Origin of the sequence: Aromatoleum toluclasticum ATCC 700605, assembly GCF_000378245.1 — a bacterium.
Lineage (GTDB): Bacteria > Pseudomonadota > Gammaproteobacteria > Burkholderiales > Rhodocyclaceae > Aromatoleum > Aromatoleum toluclasticum.
The window spans coordinates 104,125-123,264 of record NZ_KB899500.1 but is presented as its reverse complement, the minus strand read 5'-3'; the positions used below and the strand labels follow the sequence as shown (position 1 = coordinate 123,264).

The 19,140-nt window shown below is 67.6% G+C and carries 22 protein-coding genes; 10 read left to right on the top strand and 12 right to left on the bottom strand.

Going from position 1 to position 19,140, the window contains the following annotated elements:
• Positions 1-293: 293 nt before the first annotated feature.
• The gene (locus F464_RS32075; RefSeq protein ID WP_018991059.1) at positions 294-485 is read left to right on the top strand and encodes a hypothetical protein; all 192 of its coding nucleotides are present in this window, start codon (positions 294-296) and stop codon (positions 483-485) included.
• Entirely contained in the window at positions 486-1,283 is a 798-nt protein-coding gene (locus tag F464_RS0117085) for an HD-GYP domain-containing protein (RefSeq protein WP_018991058.1), read from the top strand.
• A 295-nt stretch (positions 1,284-1,578) separates the two neighbouring features.
• Here the strand turns inward: F464_RS0117085 and F464_RS0117080 are convergent, their stop codons facing one another.
• Positions 1,579-1,776 (bottom strand): hypothetical protein, encoded by a 198-nt coding sequence (locus F464_RS0117080; protein ID WP_018991057.1) that lies wholly within the window; start codon positions 1,774-1,776, stop codon positions 1,579-1,581.
• Positions 1,777-1,997: 221 nt separating this feature from the next.
• Here F464_RS0117080 and pqqA point away from each other — a divergent pair, with 221 nt between their 5' ends.
• The 5 genes from pqqA to pqqE are packed head-to-tail and all read left to right on the top strand — an operon-like array spanning position 1,998 to position 5,306.
• On the top strand, positions 1,998-2,072 hold the full coding sequence (gene pqqA, locus F464_RS32070) for a pyrroloquinoline quinone precursor peptide PqqA (protein WP_040395423.1): 75 nt from the start codon (positions 1,998-2,000) through the stop codon (positions 2,070-2,072).
• A 58-nt stretch (positions 2,073-2,130) separates the two neighbouring features.
• On the top strand, positions 2,131-3,045 hold the full coding sequence (gene pqqB / locus F464_RS0117070) for a pyrroloquinoline quinone biosynthesis protein PqqB (RefSeq protein WP_018991055.1): 915 nt from the start codon (positions 2,131-2,133) through the stop codon (positions 3,043-3,045).
• A 52-nt stretch (positions 3,046-3,097) separates the two neighbouring features.
• Positions 3,098-3,886, top strand: coding sequence for a pyrroloquinoline-quinone synthase PqqC (pqqC, locus tag F464_RS0117065; RefSeq protein ID WP_018991054.1), 789 nt, complete (start codon positions 3,098-3,100; stop codon positions 3,884-3,886).
• Positions 3,883-4,158: a pyrroloquinoline quinone biosynthesis peptide chaperone PqqD gene (gene pqqD / locus F464_RS0117060; protein WP_018991053.1), complete on the top strand. Its 276-nt coding sequence runs from the start codon at positions 3,883-3,885 to the stop codon at positions 4,156-4,158. The genes pqqC and pqqD overlap by 4 nt, the downstream gene beginning before the upstream one ends.
• Positions 4,159-4,169: 11 nt before the next feature.
• Positions 4,170-5,306, top strand: a complete 1,137-nt coding sequence (pqqE, locus tag F464_RS0117055; protein WP_018991052.1) for a pyrroloquinoline quinone biosynthesis protein PqqE — start codon at positions 4,170-4,172, stop codon at positions 5,304-5,306.
• 5 nt (positions 5,307-5,311) lie between these two features.
• Here the strand turns inward: pqqE and F464_RS28860 are convergent, their stop codons facing one another.
• Entirely contained in the window at positions 5,312-5,494 is a 183-nt protein-coding gene (locus tag F464_RS28860; protein WP_018991051.1) for a hypothetical protein, read from the bottom strand.
• A gap of 126 nt (positions 5,495-5,620) precedes the next feature.
• The gene (locus F464_RS0117045; RefSeq protein WP_018991050.1) at positions 5,621-6,562 is read right to left on the bottom strand and encodes a glutathione S-transferase family protein; all 942 of its coding nucleotides are present in this window, start codon (positions 6,560-6,562) and stop codon (positions 5,621-5,623) included.
• A 344-nt stretch (positions 6,563-6,906) separates the two neighbouring features.
• Here F464_RS0117045 and F464_RS0117040 point away from each other — a divergent pair, with 344 nt between their 5' ends.
• Complete coding sequence (locus F464_RS0117040) at positions 6,907-7,359, top strand: DoxX family protein (RefSeq protein WP_018991049.1); 453 nt, start codon at positions 6,907-6,909, stop codon at positions 7,357-7,359.
• Between the two features lie 31 nt (positions 7,360-7,390).
• A complete protein-coding gene (ypfH, locus tag F464_RS0117035) occupies positions 7,391-8,011 on the top strand; it encodes an esterase (RefSeq protein WP_026296092.1) in 621 nt (206 codons plus the stop codon).
• 55 nt (positions 8,012-8,066) lie between these two features.
• Here the strand turns inward: ypfH and F464_RS0117030 are convergent, their stop codons facing one another.
• The 8 genes from F464_RS0117030 to F464_RS0116995 form a co-directional block, all read right to left on the bottom strand.
• On the bottom strand, positions 8,067-10,010 hold the full coding sequence (locus F464_RS0117030) for a sigma-54-dependent Fis family transcriptional regulator (RefSeq protein ID WP_018991047.1): 1,944 nt from the start codon (positions 10,008-10,010) through the stop codon (positions 8,067-8,069).
• Positions 10,011-10,215: 205 nt separating this feature from the next.
• A complete protein-coding gene (locus tag F464_RS0117025; RefSeq protein WP_018991046.1) occupies positions 10,216-11,790 on the bottom strand; it encodes a GMC family oxidoreductase in 1,575 nt (524 codons plus the stop codon).
• Between the two features lie 29 nt (positions 11,791-11,819).
• On the bottom strand, positions 11,820-12,401 hold the full coding sequence (locus F464_RS0117020; protein ID WP_018991045.1) for a gluconate 2-dehydrogenase subunit 3 family protein: 582 nt from the start codon (positions 12,399-12,401) through the stop codon (positions 11,820-11,822).
• A gap of 30 nt (positions 12,402-12,431) precedes the next feature.
• Positions 12,432-13,199, bottom strand: coding sequence for a lipoate--protein ligase family protein (locus tag F464_RS0117015; protein ID WP_018991044.1), 768 nt, complete (start codon positions 13,197-13,199; stop codon positions 12,432-12,434).
• Entirely contained in the window at positions 13,199-13,918 is a 720-nt protein-coding gene (locus F464_RS0117010; RefSeq protein WP_018991043.1) for a dihydrolipoamide acetyltransferase family protein, read from the bottom strand. The genes F464_RS0117015 and F464_RS0117010 overlap by 1 nt, the downstream gene beginning before the upstream one ends.
• A 3-nt stretch (positions 13,919-13,921) precedes the next feature.
• Complete coding sequence (locus F464_RS0117005) at positions 13,922-14,167, bottom strand: lipoyl domain-containing protein (protein ID WP_018991042.1); 246 nt, start codon at positions 14,165-14,167, stop codon at positions 13,922-13,924.
• A gap of 14 nt (positions 14,168-14,181) precedes the next feature.
• Positions 14,182-15,222, bottom strand: a complete 1,041-nt coding sequence (locus F464_RS0117000) for an alpha-ketoacid dehydrogenase subunit beta (RefSeq protein ID WP_026296090.1) — start codon at positions 15,220-15,222, stop codon at positions 14,182-14,184.
• 32 nt (positions 15,223-15,254) lie between these two features.
• Positions 15,255-16,265, bottom strand: a complete 1,011-nt coding sequence (locus tag F464_RS0116995) for a thiamine pyrophosphate-dependent dehydrogenase E1 component subunit alpha (protein WP_018991040.1) — start codon at positions 16,263-16,265, stop codon at positions 15,255-15,257.
• A 673-nt stretch (positions 16,266-16,938) separates the two neighbouring features.
• Between F464_RS0116995 and F464_RS0116990 the strand changes: the two genes are divergently transcribed.
• Complete coding sequence (locus F464_RS0116990; RefSeq protein WP_018991039.1) at positions 16,939-18,156, top strand: porin; 1,218 nt, start codon at positions 16,939-16,941, stop codon at positions 18,154-18,156.
• Between the two features lie 27 nt (positions 18,157-18,183).
• Here the strand turns inward: F464_RS0116990 and F464_RS0116985 are convergent, their stop codons facing one another.
• Positions 18,184-19,116 (bottom strand): carbohydrate kinase family protein, encoded by a 933-nt coding sequence (locus tag F464_RS0116985; protein WP_018991038.1) that lies wholly within the window; start codon positions 19,114-19,116, stop codon positions 18,184-18,186.
• Positions 19,117-19,140 lie beyond the last annotated feature (24 nt).

The following is a 19,140-nucleotide window of genomic DNA, read 5'->3' as shown; positions in this document are numbered from 1 at the left end:
CCGCAGAAATGTGCGGTGTTGAGCGCTCATTCGTGAGCGACCACGTGCTCATGTTAGGAGGTTTCACTAAACACCAGGATGACCATGGCATTACGTTTGTGTCATTCGAATGTCAGATTCGACCGCCACTGTCGGAACATGACAGCAATGTAATGGCGACGTCAGTCTGCCGTTGGTCCCCGCGGCCTATCGTTAATCTGGTTTCCGAGGGGGAACGCATCATGCAATCGCACGATCATTCGACCTGGCGCGCATCACGGGCAGGAGCGCGATCGCGACGCGGGAGACGGGAAATGAGCGAATCCGACACCGCTTATGGCCTGTGGCCGCTCGTCGCGATCAACTCCGCGGTCTTCATCTTCTTCGCCGCGAGCTTCTTCAAACCTCGCCCACCGCGCGACTGGCGCACCTTGGGCTGCGCAGCAATCCGCACTTCGGCCCCTTGCATCTCTGTCGAGGCCCTCTTCGAGTATCGGGTACGCTAGATGCAGCCTCATGACGCGAGCGATCACGGCAGTAAAGAGACGGTCGACCAGATAGCAGCAGGCCCGCGCCGCTGCGATTGCTGTGGGCAGACCGTTGCGGCGCCCCTGCCGGTACAGGAAAACGGAGAGCGGCTGTGCGAACCTTGCTTTCTCGACAAGCAGTGCGCCGCCCGCGAGGGCGAGCAGGATGCCTACGCGAACTTCGCCGAAACGCTTGTCGATGTGCTGGACCTGCGTGAGCACGAAACCGGCCAGCACTCGCGTCGTGTCGCATGCCATACACTCGTCATGGCGAAGCGCTGTATCGCTGACGAATCCAGGCTGCGGCAGATCTATTGGGGGGCCTTGCTGCACGACATCGGCAAGATCGGCGTCCCGGATCGTGTCCTCCTCAAGCAGGGTCCCCTGAGCGCCGACGACTGGGCGCTGATGCGCCGGCATACCGACGAGGGCTATCGGATCGTCAGCCGCCTCCCCGGCATGGCGGACGCCGCCGCCATCGTCCTTTGCCACGAGGAGCGCTTTGACGGCACCGGCTATCCGCGCGGTCTGTGCGGCCATGAAATTCCGTTCGGCGCCCGTCTGTTTGGCGTCATCGACACGCTGGATGCGATGACATCCGATCGCCCCTACCGCCGGGGTTTGTCGTTCGATGCGGCGAAATCGGAGATATTGCACATGAGCGGTAGCCAGTTCGATCCTGAGGCGATTGAGCTGTTCGTTTCCGAAGAGGAGCAATTGAGACGGATGGTTGCGTTGAAATGCAGTGCGACTAAGGTGGCGATAAGTTCGCTCTGAAAGGTTGTGCACCAGACCGTCCGGTTACGTGCTTGTAATAAAGACCACATGCTCATGCAAGACGTTCCGAATCTGGTTACGCGCGCGCACGGTGAAAGATGTGGCTGCCGTCTCCTTGCCACCGCTGTTGGTTGTCCCGAGCACTCGGTCAACTACCGCTATTGCGCCCTCGTTCTCCGCAGGCACTGGGTCGTTGAATGTGATCGCCAGTGCCTCGGCACAGGCATCATTGGAGGAGCGGTTCAGGGAGCGTGGCATGACTTGGGGCCGATCGATCCCGTGAAGCAAATTCTTTTCAGCAACGCATAGCGCTGCTGCCGGTGCCTGTTTTTGGGACGCTGGCCGTGAATGCGCCTGGCCCGTTCCAGGGATCGCTGCAGGGCCGGTCCTTCGGGTCGATGGCTTCGAGCAACGCCGCCGGCTCGACCATCCCGGCAAACGACTCTTCGATGCCGCCGTCGCCCAGGATGTCCTGAAACGCGCCGGTCTGCACCGATCGCGCGGCAGGCGGAGCTCGAAATATTCGTCGCCGCGTAAAAGCTGTGTGCCGAGCTCGCGCCAGAGGGGCGCCATGCATCTCATGAAAATCGCTAGGTGAAATTCCCCACTTTTTGGATTCGTCACGGCAGGGAGGTGGAGCATCCTGTGCTTCGGCCGGGCAACAACGCCGCGGTCGCTTCCCCGAACCTCGACCAACGACACAGGAGACACATCATGAAATGGGAAACCCCCTCGGCTTGCGATTTCCGCTTCGGCTTCGAAATCACGATGTACATCGCGGCGCGCTGAGCGTCCCCGGCATGGCCCGCGCGTGCGGGTTCGTGCCGCCGCATGAGGAGGTGAAGGTGTGAAGATCAGGGTGCTCGGTTCGGCGGCGGGCGGCGGATTCCCGCAGTGGAACTGCAACTGCCGCAACTGCGACGGCGTGCGACGTGGAACGGTGCGCGCGACGGCTCGCACGCAGTCGTCCATCGCGGTGAGCGGCGACGACGAGAACTGGGTGCTGTTCAACGCCTCGCCCGATGTGCTGCAGCAGATCCGCAGCTTTCCCGCGTTGCAGCCGGCGCGCGCGCTGCGCGACACGGCGATCCGCGCCATCGTGTTGATCGACGCGCAGATCGACCACACGACCGGCCTGATGATGTTGCGCGAGCACCGCGCTGCGCATCAGCTGTGGTGCACCGCCGCGGTGAGGGAAGACCTCTCCGCCGGCAATCCGCTTTTCAACGTCCTGTCGCATTACTGCGGCCTCGACTGGAGGGAGGTGCCGCTTTTCGGCGCCTTCGCGATGCACGGCGTGCCCGGCGTCGGATTCGAGGCGCTGCCGCTCACGAGCAACGCGCCACCGTATTCGCCGCACCGCGACCGTCCGCGGCCCGGCGACAACATCGGCGTGACGCTGGTCGATGCCCGGAGCGGGCGGCGGGTGTTCTACGCGCCCGGCCTGGGCGAGATGGAGCCGCACGTGTGGGCGACGATGCAGATGGCCGACTGCGTGCTCGTCGATGGCACCTTGTGGACCGACGACGAGATGATCCGCCTGGGCGCCTCGCAGAAGACCTCGCGCGCGATGGGCCACCTGCCGCAGTCGGGCGCCGGCGGCATGCTCGAATGGCTCGACCGCCTGCCCACGAGCACACGCAAGGTGCTGATCCACATCAACAACACCAACCCTATCCTCGACGAGGACAGCGCCGAACGCGCGCAACTCGCGGCGCACGGCATCGAGGTGGCCTACGACGGCATGGAGCTGTCGTTCTGAGCGCCTGTCCCGTCCGCGGACGGCTGGCACAACACGGCAAGGAGTGAGCAAGATGGATTTCGACGTCGCGATCGAGGATGCTGCCGCGCGGGCCCTGCAAGCCTGTCCGGGCGATGCGCCGCCGCTGAGCCGCGAGGAATTCGAGGCCCGCCTGCGCGGCAAGAGCACGAGCTACCACATCCATCACCCCTTTCACGTGATGATGGCCGAGGGGAAGCTCACGCGCGCGCAGCTGCAGGGCTGGGTCGCCAACCGCTTCTACTACCAGATCGCGATTCCGGTGAAGGACGCCGCGATCATGTCGAACTGTCCCGACCGCGAGATCCGCCGCGAGTGGATCCAGCGCATCCTCGATCACGATGGCTACGAGATTGGTGGCATCAAGGACCCCGGCGGCATCGAAGCGTGGATCCGCCTCGGCGAGGCGGTGGGCCTCACGCGCGACGACGTCACCTCGCTGCGCTTTGTGGTGCCGGCAGCGCGCTTCGCGGTGGACGCCTACGTCAATTTCGCGCGCCAGCGGCCGTGGCAGGAGGCGATCGCGTCGAGCCTGACCGAACTCTTCGCGCCGCATATCCACCAGCAGCGCATCGACACCTGGCCGCAGCAGTACCCGTGGGTCGACACCGCGGGCCTGCAGTACTTCCGCAACCGCCTCACGCAGGCGCGGCGCGACGTCGCCCACGGCCTGCGCTTCACGCTCGACTACTTCAGCCGCTCGCGTGCCTTGCAGGAGCGGGCACTGGAGATCCTGCAGTTCAAGCTCGACGTGCTGTGGGCGCTCGCCGACGCGATCATGCTGAGCCAGTGCGAGATGGAAATCAGGGGGCCGAAGTCATGAGCGCCGCGGTCGCCGCCGATGCCTGTCCGCGCGTGTCGCGCCGCTTCCGCCTGCAGTGGGAGGAGGCGCAGAGTGCCTGGGTACTGCTGTACCCCGAGGGGATGGTGAAGCTCAACCAGAGCGCGGGCGAGATCATGCGCCGCTGCGACGGCAGCCGCACGGTGCCGGCGATCGTCGCGGATCTGGAGCAGGCGTTCGGGGCGAGCGGGCTCGCGGACGACGTCGCGAAGTTCCTCGAACTCGCGCGCGCCCAGCAATGGATCGAAAGGTAGGGGGACTCGCGATGTCCGCTGCAAGCATTCCGGCCCAGCCCGGCCCGCCGCTGTGGTTGCTGGCGGAGCTCACCTACCGCTGCCCGCTGCATTGCGCCTTCTGCTACAACCCGGTCGATTTCGCGACGAGCGGGCCCGAGCTCTCGACCGACGACTGGCTGCGGGTGCTGCGCGAGGCGCGCGCCGCCGGCAGCGTGCAGTGCGGCTTCTCGGGCGGCGAGCCGATGCTGCGCGACGACCTCGAGGTGCTCGTCGCCGAGGCGCACCGGCTGGGCTTCTACACCAATCTCCTGACTTCCGGTGTCGGCCTCACCGAGGAGCGCGCCGCGGCGCTGAAGGCCGCCGGCCTCGACCACATCCAGCTCTCCTTCCAGGATTCGACGCGCGAACTCAACGACTTCCTGTCGCACACCCGCACCTTCGACCTCAAGCAGCGCGTCGCGGCGCTGATCAAGGACAACGGCTGGCCGATGGTGATGAACTGCGTGATCCATCGCCTGAACATCGACTACATCGACCGCATCATCGAGATGGCGGTCGAACTCGGTGCGGAATACCTGGAGCTTGCGAACAGCCAGTACTACTCGTGGGCGCTGCTGAACCGCGACCAGCTGCTGCCGACCCGTGAGCAGCTCGAACGCGCGGAGCGCGTGACCAACGAATACCGCGAGAAGTACGGCGACCGCATCCGCATCTTCTTCGTCGTACCCGACTATTACGAGACGCGGCCCAAGAAGTGCATGAACGGCTGGGGCAACGTCTTCCTCACCGTTACGCCGGACGGCACCGCGCTGCCCTGCCACACGGCGAAAATGCTGCCCGGACTGGCATTTCCCAACGTGCGCGAGATGGGTGTGCGGGAGATCTGGTACGAATCGGAGGGCTTCAACCGCTACCGCGGCGACGGGTGGATGAAGGAGCCGTGCCGGACCTGTCCCGACAAGGAAAAGGACCTTGGCGGATGCCGCTGCCAGGCTTACATGCTGGCGGGCGACCCCGCGGCGGCCGACCCCGTGTGCGACAAGTCGCCGGCACACGGGCTGGTGGTCGAGGCGCTGGCCCGCGTCGAGTCGGGGGCCGGTCGGAACGTGCCGCTGGTGTTCCGCGATCCGGCCACGTCACGCCGCCTTGTTGCGGGTGAAAGTTGAAGGCATCAGCGACGGTCGCGATAGCGCCAGTGGCCGTCGCGGTCGCCCCAGTAGCGGTAGCCGCCGTCGTAACGGTCGCCCCAGTAGCGGTGATGATGGTCGTCGTAGCCCACAGGCAGCACGACACAACCGCCGAGCAGGCCGGCAACGAGGAATGCGATGATGAATTTGGTGAATGAGCGAGCCATGATTGACCTCCTTGTGAGTGGTCAACGCATGGCTCGCAAGCACCGTGCACCGCCGCGCCCGATAGCTTTGTAAGACTCTGTGTGCGGAGCCGCCGCCTCGGCCGGCGGCTCCCCGTGATACGGCGCTTACGCCGCGGCCTGGACGGGGTGATCGCCACGGGCGGCGCGCAGCGGTTCCAGGTAGTCGAGTTCGGGGCCGACGGGAACGATGCCCGAGGGGTTGAGCGCCTTGATCGAGTAATAGCCCGCCTTGATGTGGTCCGGACGCACGCTCGCAGCGAAGGCCGGAATCGCCAGCAGGCGCACGAGGTAGGCACGAACCGCCGGGTAGGCCGCGAGCGGCCGCAGGTTGCACTTGAACAGGCTGTAGTAGGCGAGCTCGAAACGCACCAGCGTCACGAAGGCGCGGATGTCGGTTTCGGTGAGCCGGTCGCCGACCAGCCATTCCGCCTGCGCCAGACGTTCCTCCATCCAGTCCAGCGTCGCGAACACGTCTGCGACCGCTTCCTCGTAGGCCTTCTGGGTGCCGGCGAAACCGGCCCGATACACGCCGTTGTTGAAGCCCATGTACAGGCGCTCGTTCACCGCGTCGATCTCCGCTTCCAGTTCGGCCGGACGAAGGTCGACGTTTCCGGTCGCAAGTGCGCCGAAATCGCTGTTGAAGATACGGACGATGTCCGAAGACTCGTTATTGACGATCGTGCGCGTCTTCTTGTCCCACAGCACAGGTACGGTCGCGCGGCCGGTGTGCGTCGGGTCGGCTAGGGTATAGATCTCGTGCATGTAGTTCGCGCCATTGGCACGATCGAGGTCGCTGTCGTCGCGCCCCGTGAAGGCCCAGCCCTGATCGCCCAGGCGCGGGTCGACCGCACACACGTCGATCGCGTTCGCCAGGCCCTTCAGGTGCAGCGCGATCAGCGTCCGCGAAGCCCATGGGCAGATGTAGGCGATGTAGAGCTGGTAGCGCCCCGCTTCGGCAGCGAAGCCCTTCGCGCTGTCCGGGCCGATCCGGTCGCGGAAGCCCGAATGCTGCCGGATGAAGCGCCCGTCGGGGTCGCTCTTCTGCACGGGCTGCCATTTTCCCGCCCATTTGCCATTCACAAGCATGTTCTTTCTCTCTCTGTTGTGGGTCTTGCCCTATGGACGAGAAAGTATTGGAAGCGTCGTGGAAGATAAACAGCAACGAAGGTGCATGACTGTTGCCCAAACGGGAACAAAGCGCGTGCATTGCAAATGCAAACGGATACATCGCGGACCGCGGGCGTGCATGAGAATTGTTGCGAAAATGGGAACTGAAATTCGCAATTCGCGCTGTTTAACTCAACGGTCTGGCCGCGTACAGTCCGCTCCATGGTCAGCATCCGGTACGAAGACATCCGGCCAGCCTCGACCCAAATCAATGGAGAATGAACATGAGCAACGGTATCGTCGATCGCCTTCTCGCCACCAAAGCCGGCTGGGGTCCTCTGGCATTGCGCATTCCGGTTGGCATCATCTTCGCAGCGCACGGCGCGCAGAAGCTTTTCGGCTGGTTCGGCGGCTACGGGCTGCAGGGTACGGCGCAGTGGTTGGACTCGATCGGCCTGGCGCCGGGGCAACTGATGGCCCTGCTGGCGGGCGGTGCGGAATTCTTCGGCGGCCTCGCCCTGATCGTGGGCCTGCTCGTGCGTCCCGCGTCGGCCGTGCTGGCCTTCGCGATGCTGGTCGCGATCTTCAGCGTGCATGCGGCCAATGGACTATTCATGAAGAACAACGGCTACGAATTCGGTCTTGCGCTGCTCGCCGTCTCGATTTCGCTGGTGTTCAGCGGCGCGGGCCGGGCGTCCTTCGACGCCGTGCTGGCGCCATCGGACGAAAAGCGCTGATTCCTTCCCGTCGATGACCCTGGAAACGAACATGAACGACGATACCGTCCTCGTCCAGAAACCGGCCGCCGCGCGGCGGCTGGTGCTGCTGTTCCACGGCGTCGGCGCGACGCCGCAGAACCTCCTGCCGCTCGCCGACGCCATCGCCCGAACCGACCCCACTGCGTGGGTCGTGAGCGTGCGCTCGCCAGAACCCTGCGATTTCGGCATCGGCTGGCAGTGGTTTTCGGTGCGTGGCGTCACCGAGGAAAGTCGCCTCGATCGCGTCGCCGCCGCAATGCCGCAGTTCGTCGATACCGTGCGGGAATGGCAGAGGCAGGCCGGCGTCGGGCCGGACGCGACCACGCTGATCGGCTTTTCGCAGGGCGCGATCATGGCCCTCGAATCCACCCAGATCACCGACCGGCTCGCTTCGCAGGTGATCGCCATCGCCGGACGTTTCGCGCAGCCGCCGAAGCTGCGGCCCGCGGCGGCGGTGCTTCTGCTCCACGGCAAGGACGACTCGGTGATCGACCCGCGCTACAGCATCGCGGCCGCCGACCGGCTGGCGTCGATGGGCGCGCAGGTGGATATGAACCTGTTCCCCGAGGTGGGGCACATGATCGATGAAGGGATCGTCGATCGGGTGTGCGAACAGCTGCGCACTGCCTGAAGATCGCACGCCCGAACGAGGGCGCGCGCAGTGACCGGCGCGCGCCGCGTCAGGCTCACGCCTGGTTGGGCGGGACGATGCCGTGGCGCTTCATCTGGCGGTAGACGGTGGCGCGGCAGATGCCTAGTTCGGCTGCGGCTGCGGTGACGTTCCAGCGGTGTCGGCGCAGGGCCGATTCGAGCTGCGCGGCTTCGGAACCGCCGCTCGCGGCCACGGGCGCCGGTGGTGTTTCCTCCGCGTCGAGGCCGGCGGCGGCCATCAGTTCGGCCGGCAGGTCGTCCGGCGTGATCGATTCGCCGTCGCACACGGCCAGCGCGAAGCGCAGCACGTTGCGCAGCTGGCGGACGTTGCCAGGCCACGCGTAGTCGTGCAGCACGGCGCGCGCCGGCGGGGTGAGCGCCGCGTTCGTGCCGAGCTCGGCGCCTTCGACGGCGAGGAGCTGGTCGATCAGGTAGTCGCGGTCGCGGCGCTCGCGCAGGGCGGGCAGGTAAAGGATCGCGCCGCACAGGCGGTAGTAGAGGTCCTCGCGGAAGCGGCCCTCGGCGATGAGCTTGCGCAGGTCGCGGTGCGAGGCGGCGACCACGCGCAGGTCGACCGGCACCGGCTTGTCCGCGCCGAGCGGCAGCACCTCGCGTTCGGCCAGCACGCGCAGCAGCCGTGTCTGCAGCTGCAGCGGCATGTCGCCGATTTCGTCGAGGAACAGGGTGCCGCCCGAGGACTGCTGGATCAGGCCGCGCATGCCCTTGCTGCGGCCGCCGGTGAAACTGCCGGGCGTGTAGCCGAATAGCTCGCTTTCGATCAGCGATTCCGGAATCGCCGCGCAGTTGACCGCGACGAAGGTCGCGGCGGTGCGGCTGCTCGATTCGTGCAGGGCCTTGGCGAGCACTTCCTTGCCGGTGCCCGTCTCGCCGTGGATCAGGATGTTCACGGGGCGGTTCACCAGGCGCGTCGCCTGGCCGATGAGGCGCTGCATCTGCGGGTCGTCGCCCGCAAGGCGTTTGAGCGCGGCGGGAACGGGCTGCTCGACCGGCGCGTGCGCCACGGCGGTGCGCGGGGCGACGCGGGGCGGCAGCACGGCGCCGTAATAGACCTCGCCGCCGGCAGTCGACAGCGCGGTGCGGTCCGAGACGAAACCCGCGCGGGCGATACGCCAGATCGCGTCGATGCCTTCGCGGAACACTTCACCGAGCGGGCGCCCGACGAGCCGCGTGTCCGCGCCGGTGGTTTCCTGGAGTGGATGCAGGTTGCGGCGGGCGCCGTTGTTGGCGCCGACGATGACGCCGTCGGCATCGAAGGCGAGCATGATCTCGCCGGAGACATCCACCATCGTCCACGCCGAGTTCAGCCGCAACACCCAGCGGTCGCGGAAATAGCGCAGGAAGTTCGCGTCCTCGACCATCTGCGCATACATCGTCGCCAGCTGGAGCGCGAGGTGCTGGCTGTCGCGCGAGGCGGGCGAGATCAGCGCGGAGACGTCGAGCACGCCCAGCAGCCCGCCGGTCGGGTCGAACAGCGGCGCGCTGTTGCAGGTCAGCGAGATGTGCGAGGCGTCGAAGTGGTCGGTGTGGTGGCAGGTGATCGGCGTCTGCTCGACGATGCAGGTGCCCACGGCGCAGGTGCCGGCGCGTTCCTCGCTCCAGTCCGCGCCGAGGTAGAGGCCGGACTGCTTGAGCTCGCTCGCCCACGCGTCGTTGCCGATGAAGTCGACCGCGATGCCGTGCGCGTCGGTGAGGAGCAGCACGTAGCCGATCGCGGCCATGCGCTTGTAGAGCTGCTCCATGCCGGTGCGGGCGACGCCGAGGAATTTCTCGATCTGGTCCTTGTGCTCGCGCAGCTGCGCCTGCTCGACGATATGCGCGCGCGTCGGGCGGCTCGGGTCGAGGCCGTAGTCGTGCACGCAGCGTACCCACGAGCGGTGGATGGGATCGGTGGCCGGGTTGTCCGAGTGTGATACGGCGAGCACATGGTCGATGTGGTCGCGCTGGATTTGCGCCAGCATCTGGTCTCCTCCTGCGGAGCGGGCTGCGCCGGGGCCGGCGGTTTTCCCGCGCGCGGACCGTCGGGCGGTCTCTGTGTGCGTTACTCGCAGATTAATCCACGCCTGCTCGCCGGCTCAAGAAAAATGCGGGGGCGCGATCGCCGCGCCGCCCGCGAACTTGCCTGAAGGAGGGAGAACAGGCAGGCAAAGCGTCAGCGGCCGCGCCTCACAACTCGCGCCGCTTCATCGCGCCGGCGATGTACTCGGCCTGGCGGATCGCCAGCGCGACGATGGTCAGGGTCGGGTTGGCGGCGCCGCTCGACGTGAACTGGCTGCCGTCGGAGACGAACAGGTTCTTCACGTCGTGGGTCTGGCCCCACTTGTTGAGCACGCCGTCGCGCGGCTTGGCGCTCATGCGGTTGGTGCCCATGTTGTGGCTCGCCGGGTAGGGCGGCATGTCGATCACGCGGGTGGCGCCGACAGCCTCGGAGAGCTTGCGCCACTGGACGAGGCCGTGGCGGCGCATCGCGGCGTCGTTGGTGTGGTCGGTCTTGGTGACGATGGGGATCGGCAGGCCGTGCTGGTCGCGCTCGGTCGGGTGCAGCGTGATGCCGTTTTCTTCCTGCGGCAAATCCTCGCCGCACACCCACACGCAGCTCATGTGATCGTACTGCTCGAGCGCCGAGGTGACTTCGCGCCCCCAGCCGCCGGGCTTCATGAAGGCGGCGGTGAAGGGCAGGTGCAGGGCCAGTCCTTCGAGGTGGTAGCCGCCGACGAAGCCGCGCTCGGGGCGGTTCGCGACCTCGTCGGAGATCACCGTCGCGATGTCGAAGCCGCGGTACATGTAGACGGGGCCCTTGTTGATCGTGAGCGCCGCGGCCGTCGTGTGGTTCATGTAGTTCCTGCCGACCTGGCCGGAGGAGTTCGCGAGTCCGTTCGGGAACAGGCTGGAGGCGGAGTTCAGCAGCAGGCGCGGCGATTCGATCGAGTTGCCGGCGACGCACACGACGCGGGCCTTCTGCAGGTGCTGGCGGCCGTCCTTGTCGGCATACAGGACGCCGCTCGCGCGGCCGCGCTTGTCGTGCTCGATGCGCAGCACCATGCTCTGCGGGCGCAGCTCGGCGTGGCCGGTCTTCATCGCGCGCGGGATCTCGGAATACAGCGTCGACCACTTCGCGCCGACCTTGCAGCCCTGCATGCAGAAGCCGATCTGCTGACAGGCGGGGCGGCCGTCGTAGGGCTGGGTGTTCGACGCGACCGGACGCACGATCTCCTTGTAGCCGAGCTTGCGCGCGCCGGCCTCGATGACCTTGGTGTGGTTGCTCGGCGGCATCGGCGGCAGGCCGCTCGCCTTGGTGCCGGCCACGCCCATCTTGCGTTCGGCGCGCTCGTAATAGGGTTCCAGCTCCGCGTAGCTGACCGGCCAGTCGAGCAGGTTGGCGCCGGCGATCTCGCCGTAGGTGCTCTTGATGCGGAACTCGTGCGGCGTGAAGCGCAGGGCGACGCCCGACCAGTGCATCGTCGAGCCGCCGACGCCCTTCACGATCCAGGCCGGCAGGTTCGGGTAGGTCTGGGTGTGGTGCCAGCCGCCCGCGGAGATGCGCTTGTCGAGCCACGAGATCTTCGAGAACATCGCCCACTCGTCGTTCTCGAAATCCTCCTGCGTGTGGTGCTTGCCGGCTTCCAGGATCACGACGTCCACGCCTTGGCGCGTGAGCTCGTCGGCGAGCGTGCCGCCGCCCGCGCCCGAGCCGATGATGACGACGACGCTGTCGTCGTCGAGTGCGAATTTCTTGTCCATGTGTGTCTCCTCGTCTCTTGTTATGCGCGTCAGGCCTTGGCGAGCCAGTCGATGTCGTCGAAACCGCGATTGACGTAGCCGCCCTTTTCCCAGGCCGAGCCTTCCTCGCCGAAGAAGGGCCACACGGCCTTGTTGTTGTAGAAGCCGGTCACCATGTCGCCCTTGATCTTCTGGAAGAAGGCGCCGTGCTCGATCGTGTAGAGCAGCGCCACGCGCTCGGCCTCGGTCGGCACTTCGGCGTAGGGTTTGTCGTGGCGGGTGCGCGCGAGGCGGTCGAGCCCGGCGACGCCTTCGGTGATCAGCGTGCGCAGCGCCGCGTCGGTCGCGCATCTGGCGTCGTAAGGCTCGATCGCGAGCATGTAGTAGCGGTCGGAGATCTTGTCGTGCGGGAAAATGTCGCGCGCCAGCACGAGCAGCGTCTTGCCGACGTCCGCGCCGAGGTTGGCGAAGTCCGCGGCGAGCGCGTGGCGCGCGGGGGTCATCAGCGTGCCCGTGGAGAGCGCGCCGATGCCCAGCGCGGTGAGGCCGCTGCCCTTGAGGAAGCCGCGGCGGCTGAGCGTGACGGTCTTGCCGAGCACGCGCATCGAGGTGGGTGGGATCTTGTTGTCCATGTTGGTCTCCTTGGTGTGGTGTGGAAGGGGCTAGGCCGCTTCTTCGAGTTCGCCGAGCACGTCGGTGAGCATCTGTTGCAGCGCTTCGGCGAGGGTTTCGATATGGATGCCGGTGCCGAGCTGTTCGGCGCAAGAGGTCGTGACCGCGGCGAGGCGGGCGGCGTCGTCGGGCGGGCGGCCGAGCGCGCGGCAAAGCAGCGCCCAGTCGGGGTGGTGGAGCAGGGTGCCGGTGGTGAGCAGCACGCCGTGGCGCCCGCGCAGCTGCGCGAGGCCGACGATCTTGCGTCCGTCGGCGACGACCTCCCACGGCGACAGGCCGCCGAAGCAGGCCCACGCGAGGGCCGGGTCGGCCGGCTGGCGCACGATTTCGTCGGGCGGTAGCGCGTGCGCCGGCACGCCGAAGTCGCGCAGCAGGCCCGCATGCAGCACGCCCAGCCAGCGGTAGCTCGACACCGTGCCGCCGCCGAGCAGGCGGTGTCCGGGCGGCAGCACGATGGACGAAGACAGCATCCACGGGCCGACGAGCACCGCGCCGCCGCCCGCGCGCCGCTGTACGAGCTCGCAGTCGGTGTGCGCCGCCCGCACCGCCTCGTCGTGCAGCGCCGCCTGCGCGCAGCCGAACACGACGCCGGGCGCGGGGTAGCTCCACACCCGTACGCGCGGCGCGCTGACCGGCGCGGCGAGCTGGCGCGCGTTCCACGCCTGCTCGGCGGAGGGGCGCGCCAGCGTCAGCGCCGGGGCGCCGAGCGGCGCCGGTGTGGCGAGGGGCGCGAGAGAGGCGAGGGCGGCGGCCGGCATCAGTCGAACTCCGCGTGTTCCAGGCGGCGCGCGATCTCGCCGAGGAAGAGTGCCGCCGGCTGGCCGTCGACCGCGCGATGGTCGAACACCAGCGTCAGCGTCGCGACCGGCGCGGCGACGATGGCACCGTCCCGGACGACGGCGCGCAGCGCGGTGCGGCCGACGCCGAGGATTGCGACCTGCGGCGGGTTGATGATCGGGCTGAAGCGGTCGATGCCGGCCGCGCCAAGGTTGGTCACCGTGAAGGTGCCGCGCTGGTAGGCGCCGCCGGTGAGCGCGCCGGCACGCGCGCCCTCGGCGAGACGGCGTGTTTCGTCGGCGAGCCCGGCGGCGGACTTCGTGTCGGCGTTGCGGATCACCGGCACCATCAGCCCGTCGTCGAGGGCGACCGCGACGCCGAGGTTGATGTCCTCGACGAGCTCGACCTCCTTCTCGCGCATCAGCGCGTTGAGCCGCGGATGGGCGCGCAGCGCGAGCGCCACCGCGCGTAGGACGAAGGCGTTGACGCTGAGCTTTTCGCCCGCCGCCGCGCGCTCGGCACGCAGCGCCTCGACGCGGCTCAGGTCGACGTCGACTTCGTGCGCGACGCGCGGCACCTGCCAGCCCTGCGTCATGTTGCGGGCGATCGCGCCGCGCAGGCCGCTGAGCGGCACGGTGCGGCGTTCGGCTGCCGAGGTGACGGGGGCCGGCGCGGGCGCGAGCGAGGCTGTCGCGCTCATCGCTCAGCTCTCCAGCTGCGCGATCACCGCGCCACGGCCGAAGGTCTCCTGCTCGGACACCTGGATCGCCGCGATGCGGCCGGCGGCGGGGGCGAAGATCTCGTGGCTGGTCTTCACGAGCTCGGCCACCGCGAGCATCTGGCCGGCTTCGACCGTGTCGCCGGCCTTGACCTGCCACTCTTGCAGCAGGGCTTCGGTGCCTTCGTCGACGTCGGCCCACACGGCGTCGTCGAGGATGATGTCGATCATGTCTGTCTCCTGGGTCAATAAACTTTGGCGTTCATGAGGCCGCGCACGCTGGCGACTAGGTTGTCCACCTGCGGGATGGCGAACTGTTCGAGCGGGCGGCTGAAGGGGATGGGCACGTCGGGCACCGCGAGGCGGCGCACGGGGGCCTTGAGGCGGACGGTGTCGAGGTGCTCGGCGACCAGCGCGGCGATCTCGCCGGAGAGGCCGTAGCTCAGGTAGTCCTCGTCGGCGACGAGGAGCCGCCCGGTCTTCGCGACCGACTTCAGCACGGTGGCGCGGTCGAGCGGCACCAGCGTGCGCAGGTCCACGATCTCGGCCGAGATGCCCTCCGCGGCCAGTTCTTCCGCAGCGACGAGCGACTTCTGCACCATCTGCGACAGCGTCACGATCGTGACGTCGCTGCCCTCGCGCACCACGCGCGCCTCGCCGAAGGGGAGCGCGTAGGGCTCCTCGGGAACCTCGTTGGTGCTGCCTTCGAAGTAGGACATCCACGACAGCCCCATGATGCCCTTGTGGTAGAGGAAGACCACCGGGTTGTCGTCGCGGATCGCGGTCGTCATCAGGCCCTTGGCGTCGTAGGCATTCGACGGCACGACCACCTTCAGACCGGGCACATGGGCGAAGATCGAGTACAGGCACTGCGAGTGCTGCGCGGCGTCGTTGTAGCCGCCGCCGATGCCGGTCGTGATCACCAGCGGGTATTTGCAGGCGCCGCCCGACATGTAGTGGTTCTTGGCGATGTGGTTGTAGATCTGGTCGAAGCACACGCCGAAGAAGTCGACGAACATCAGCTCCGAGATCGGCCGCAGGCCCTCGGCGGCGGCGCCGAGCGCGGCGCCCATGAAGCCGGTCTCCGAGATCGGCGTGTCCATCACGCGATCCGGGCCGAACTTGTCGAGCAGGCCGGTGGTCGCGCTGAAAATGCCGCCGTACTTGCCGACGTCCTCTCCCATCACGAAGACGCGCGGATCGCGCTCCATCTCCTGTGCGGTGGCTTCGGAAATCGCCTGCGCCATCGTCAGCGTGCGCGCCTTGGCTGGGGTTGCAGTGGTCATCGTGGTCTCCTTGTCTTGTTCGTTGCCCGGTTTCATTCGGCGAAGACGTGCAGCAGCGCGTCCTCGGGCCGCGGGTAGGGGCTGTTGCGGCCGAAGTCGTAGGCGGCCTGCACGCGTGCGGCGAGGCGTTCCCGCAAGCTCGCATCCGAGCTCGCATCCAGCAGCCCGAGGTCGCGCACCAGTGTGCCGAGCGCGGGGATGGGGTCGTGCTGGCGCAATTCCTTCGCCTCGCCCTTCGGGCGGTAGGTCTCCGGGTCGCCCTGGAAGTGGCCGAAGTAGCGGTCGGTCTTCACCTCGATCAGGGTCGGGCCCTCGCCGCGGCGCGCCCGCGCGACGGCCATGCCGGCGGCCTTGAACACCGCCAGCGCGTCGTTGCGCTCGACCAGCACGCCGGGCATGCCGTAGCCGGCGGCGCGGTCGGCGTTGGAGGCGATCGCCGTCGAGGCGGACTTCTCGACCGAGATGCCGTACTTGTTGTCCTCGACGACGAAGACGACCGGCAGCTTCCACAGCGCGGCGAGGTTCAGCGCCTCGTGGAAGGCGCCCTGGTTGGCCGCGCCTTCACCGAAGAAGGCCACCGCGACGGAATCCCGGCCGAGCTTCTTCGCCGCCAGCGCGGCCCCGCAGGCCTGCGGCGCGCCGGCGCCGACGATGCCGCCGCAGGAGAACTTCACCGCCGGGTCGAAGAGGTGCATGTGGCCGCCCTTGCCGCGGCCCAGCCCCGTGTCCTTGCCGAACATCTCGGCGGTCATCGCGTCGAGGTCGACGCCCTTCGCGATCGCGAAGTGGTGCGGGCGGTGCGCGCCGACCACGGTGTCGTCCTGGCGCAGATGCGCGCACACGCCCACCGCGACCGGCTCCTGGCCCGCCGCGAGGTGCATCTCGCCTGGCACGGGTCCCGCGCCGATGTCGAAGGCGAGGCCCTTCTGGATCTTCGGCGGGAGCTTGCCCTCCAGATAGACCCGGGCCATGGTCTCCTCGTACTCCCGGATCTCGATCATCTTTTCGTACATCCACAGCAGTTGCCCGGCTGTCGCGTCCATCGCTGCATACCTCCTCGTCGATTGGTGGGGTGCCATCGCCGCCGTTGGCCCGATCTGGTGCCGGGCGATCCGGCGGCTGTGTGCAGGGCTTATCGCAAGAGGGGTGCCAGTCTGCAGAAAATCCAAAAGACATTCGTCATTGTTCGTGCAAGTGACTGATTGTGTGTGGATGTTGCGTGTACTGCGGTGGCGTTATCGAGTCGGCGCGGGCCTCGCGACACTGTCGCAGTGGCGTCGCTCGGGGTGTTACAGGTGTCGCATCGCTGCGACGTCGCTGTCGCATGTCCGGGCTTCTGTCGCACGGCCCGACGGGGCGCCCGGCCGTCGGGGCGCGGGGGGCGTTCATTGACTAAACAACCCGCCGTTCATGGGATGCAGATGCATTGAAATGACTTGGGTATATGTCGCGGCGCCGTGTCTCCGCCGCATGGCACCGCCGTTGCTATGCACAGTCCCAGCGGCGCTACGTGGACATCAACCCGGCAGTGAAGCAGGCAATACCGTTCGCCCTGAGCGTGTCGAAGGGCGCTTGCGGTAACTGGGCTTCGACAGGCTCAGCCCGAACGGAAATTGTTTGCCGGGTTAATGGGCTTTGCGTGGCACGTCGCGATCACGGCGGGGGACAGGGAGGAGACGCTTCCCCCGCCGATCCCATACCAAAGGAGACGACACGATGCACACGACCATGAATCCGATCCGCCTCGCCGCCACCGCGTGCGGGCTGTTGCTGGCCTGTTCCGCGCAGGCCGAGATCGAGGTCTACAACAAGGATGGCTACCGCTTCGGCGTCGATGGCTGGGTGATTCTCAACGCCAGCTCGACCAACGGCGATGCCGATGCCAACGATGCCTTCCGCATCACCTCGGGTGACTCGCCGAACATGATCGGCTTCAACTTCGGGGTGCCGGAAACGGACGGCGTGCGCATGTCGAGCCGCCTCGGGCTGCGCGTGAACCCGCATTCGGGCGAGGGCAACTTCAAGAACCGCGGCAACGTCGCCGACACCGCGTCGAAGTCCATCGACCCGCGCGAGATCTGGGCGCGTTTCGAAGGCGACTTCGGCCAGGTCACGATCGGCAAGCACTACAGCATCTTTCAGGGGCGGCCCATCCTCGCCGACGAATCGGTGCTCGCCGGCGGTTTCTTCGCCTACGACAACGCCAACGGCGGCGGGGCGCTCGGCGCCGGTTCGCTGCACTCGGGCTATCTCTACGCGAACTTCAACAGCGGCCTGCGCTACGACAGCCCGCGCGCAAATCCGCTGAAGTTCTCGGCCGGCCTGTACGACCCGAGCCAGATGGGCAACGTGTTCCTGCCCTCGGCTGGCCTCGCGAGCAAGACCACGCAGCCCCGAGTCGAGGGCGAGGTGGCTTGGGACGGGGCGTTCTCGGGCGGCAGCTACACGGTGTATGCGGACGGCGTGTACCAGCGTGCGCAGAACTGCCGCTTGCCCGGCGGGGCGAGTTGCGTAGGGGGCGACAGCGTGACCGGCCGCGGTGTGTCGGGTGGCGCGCAGCTCAAGCTCGGCGCCTTCGGCCTCTTCGCGTCGGCCTTCTCGGGCAAGGGACTGGGTTCGGCGCTGATGTTCGACTACGACGCGCTCGATGCCGTCGGCCGCGAGCGCGAAAGCAAGGGCTGGTGGGTGCAGGCGACCGCGCGCGTGACGCCGAAGACGACGCTGCGACTGAGCCACGGCGTAACCCGCATCGACGACACCGCCGCGACACGCGGACATGAGGCGCGCGGCACCTTGGCCGGCCTCTACTACGGCATGAACCGCTTCGTGACGCTGTACGGCGAACTCGGCCGCTCCGACTTCGATTTCAACCCCGCGTTCGGCCGCGCGACCGAGACCCGCTATGCGACGCTGGGGGCGCGTTTCGCGTGGTGACGGGGTAGCGGATCGGCGTCCGCGTCGTCACTCCATCGCGATCTCGGCCCGCCGCGGCATGTCCGCGCCGCGGCGCGAGCAGGTGATCGCGGCGGCGCGGGCGGCGAAGGCGAGGAGGCGGGCGAGCTCGTCCGCCTCCATTGCCGCGAGCGCGCCCGGGGTCAGGCGGCCGGTTTCGGCGAGGTATGTCAGCATCGACGACTGGAAGGTGTCGCCGGCGCCCACCGTGTCGACGGTCGTGACGCGCGGGGCGGGCACGTCGGCGCGCCCGTTCGCGTTCCACGCGCTCGCGCCGTCCGCGCCGCGCGTGACGACGACCAGCTTCGCTCCTGCCGCGAGCCAGCGCTGTGCGAGCGCCGCCTCGTCCGTCTCGCCGTAGAGCAGGCGCACGTCCTCGTCGCTGATCTTCACCAGATGCGCGAGGCCTGCGAGCGTGTCGGCGCGCTCGCGCCAGCGTTCGATCGACGGCTCGACGTTGAGGCGCACGTTGGGATCGTAGGCGATCAGGCGGCGATCGCGCTCGCGCCGCACGAGCGTTTCGAGCGCGGTGGCGACCGGCTCGACCACCGTCGCGTACGAACCGAGATGGATCGCCTGCAGCTCGGGGCCGAACGCGGGCAGCTGGGCCGCCGACAGCAGGCGGTCGGCCGCGCCGTTGCCGTAGAACGCGTAGTGCGGCACGCCCGCCGCGTCGAGTTCGATCATGCCCAGCGTTGTCGGCGCATCGAATCGCAGGCAGGGCGCGGTGTCTACGCCCTCGCGGGCAAGCACCCGCGCGAGGCGGTCGCCGAGCATGTCCTTCGCGAGGCCGCTGAGGAAGGCCACTGGCTGGCCGAGCCGCGCCAGCCCGATGGCGACGTTGAAAGGTGAGCCGCCGGGGCGCGCGTCGAGATGCAGGGCGTTGTCGGTCTCATCGCCGATGAAGACATCGAACAGGGCTTCGCCGCATACCAGGAACATGATCTGAACCGTCTCGTTGGGGGT

Bases quoted from the DNA above. Each gene is read 5' to 3' on its own strand.
- F464_RS32075 (WP_018991059.1), top strand. From the start codon at position 294: ATGAGCGAATCCGACACCGCTTATGGCCTGTGGCCGCTCGTCGCGATC.
- F464_RS0117085 (WP_018991058.1), top strand. From the start codon at position 486: ATGCAGCCTCATGACGCGAGCGATCACGGCAGTAAAGAGACGGTCGAC.
- pqqC (WP_018991054.1), top strand. From the start codon at position 3,098: ATGGATTTCGACGTCGCGATCGAGGATGCTGCCGCGCGGGCCCTGCAA.
- pqqD (WP_018991053.1), top strand. From the start codon at position 3,883: ATGAGCGCCGCGGTCGCCGCCGATGCCTGTCCGCGCGTGTCGCGCCGC.
- pqqE (WP_018991052.1), top strand. From the start codon at position 4,170: ATGTCCGCTGCAAGCATTCCGGCCCAGCCCGGCCCGCCGCTGTGGTTG.
- F464_RS28860 (WP_018991051.1), bottom strand. From the start codon at position 5,494: ATGGCTCGCTCATTCACCAAATTCATCATCGCATTCCTCGTTGCCGGC.
- F464_RS0117040 (WP_018991049.1), top strand. From the start codon at position 6,907: ATGAGCAACGGTATCGTCGATCGCCTTCTCGCCACCAAAGCCGGCTGG.
- ypfH (WP_026296092.1), top strand. From the start codon at position 7,391: ATGAACGACGATACCGTCCTCGTCCAGAAACCGGCCGCCGCGCGGCGG.
- F464_RS0117030 (WP_018991047.1), bottom strand. From the start codon at position 10,010: ATGCTGGCGCAAATCCAGCGCGACCACATCGACCATGTGCTCGCCGTA.
- F464_RS0117025 (WP_018991046.1), bottom strand. From the start codon at position 11,790: ATGGACAAGAAATTCGCACTCGACGACGACAGCGTCGTCGTCATCATC.
- F464_RS0117020 (WP_018991045.1), bottom strand. From the start codon at position 12,401: ATGGACAACAAGATCCCACCCACCTCGATGCGCGTGCTCGGCAAGACC.
- F464_RS0117015 (WP_018991044.1), bottom strand. From the start codon at position 13,199: ATGCCGGCCGCCGCCCTCGCCTCTCTCGCGCCCCTCGCCACACCGGCG.
- F464_RS0117010 (WP_018991043.1), bottom strand. From the start codon at position 13,918: ATGAGCGCGACAGCCTCGCTCGCGCCCGCGCCGGCCCCCGTCACCTCG.
- F464_RS0117005 (WP_018991042.1), bottom strand. From the start codon at position 14,167: ATGATCGACATCATCCTCGACGACGCCGTGTGGGCCGACGTCGACGAA.
- F464_RS0117000 (WP_026296090.1), bottom strand. From the start codon at position 15,222: ATGACCACTGCAACCCCAGCCAAGGCGCGCACGCTGACGATGGCGCAG.
- F464_RS0116995 (WP_018991040.1), bottom strand. From the start codon at position 16,265: ATGGACGCGACAGCCGGGCAACTGCTGTGGATGTACGAAAAGATGATC.
- F464_RS0116990 (WP_018991039.1), top strand. From the start codon at position 16,939: ATGCACACGACCATGAATCCGATCCGCCTCGCCGCCACCGCGTGCGGG.
- F464_RS0116985 (WP_018991038.1), bottom strand. From the start codon at position 19,116: ATGTTCCTGGTATGCGGCGAAGCCCTGTTCGATGTCTTCATCGGCGAT.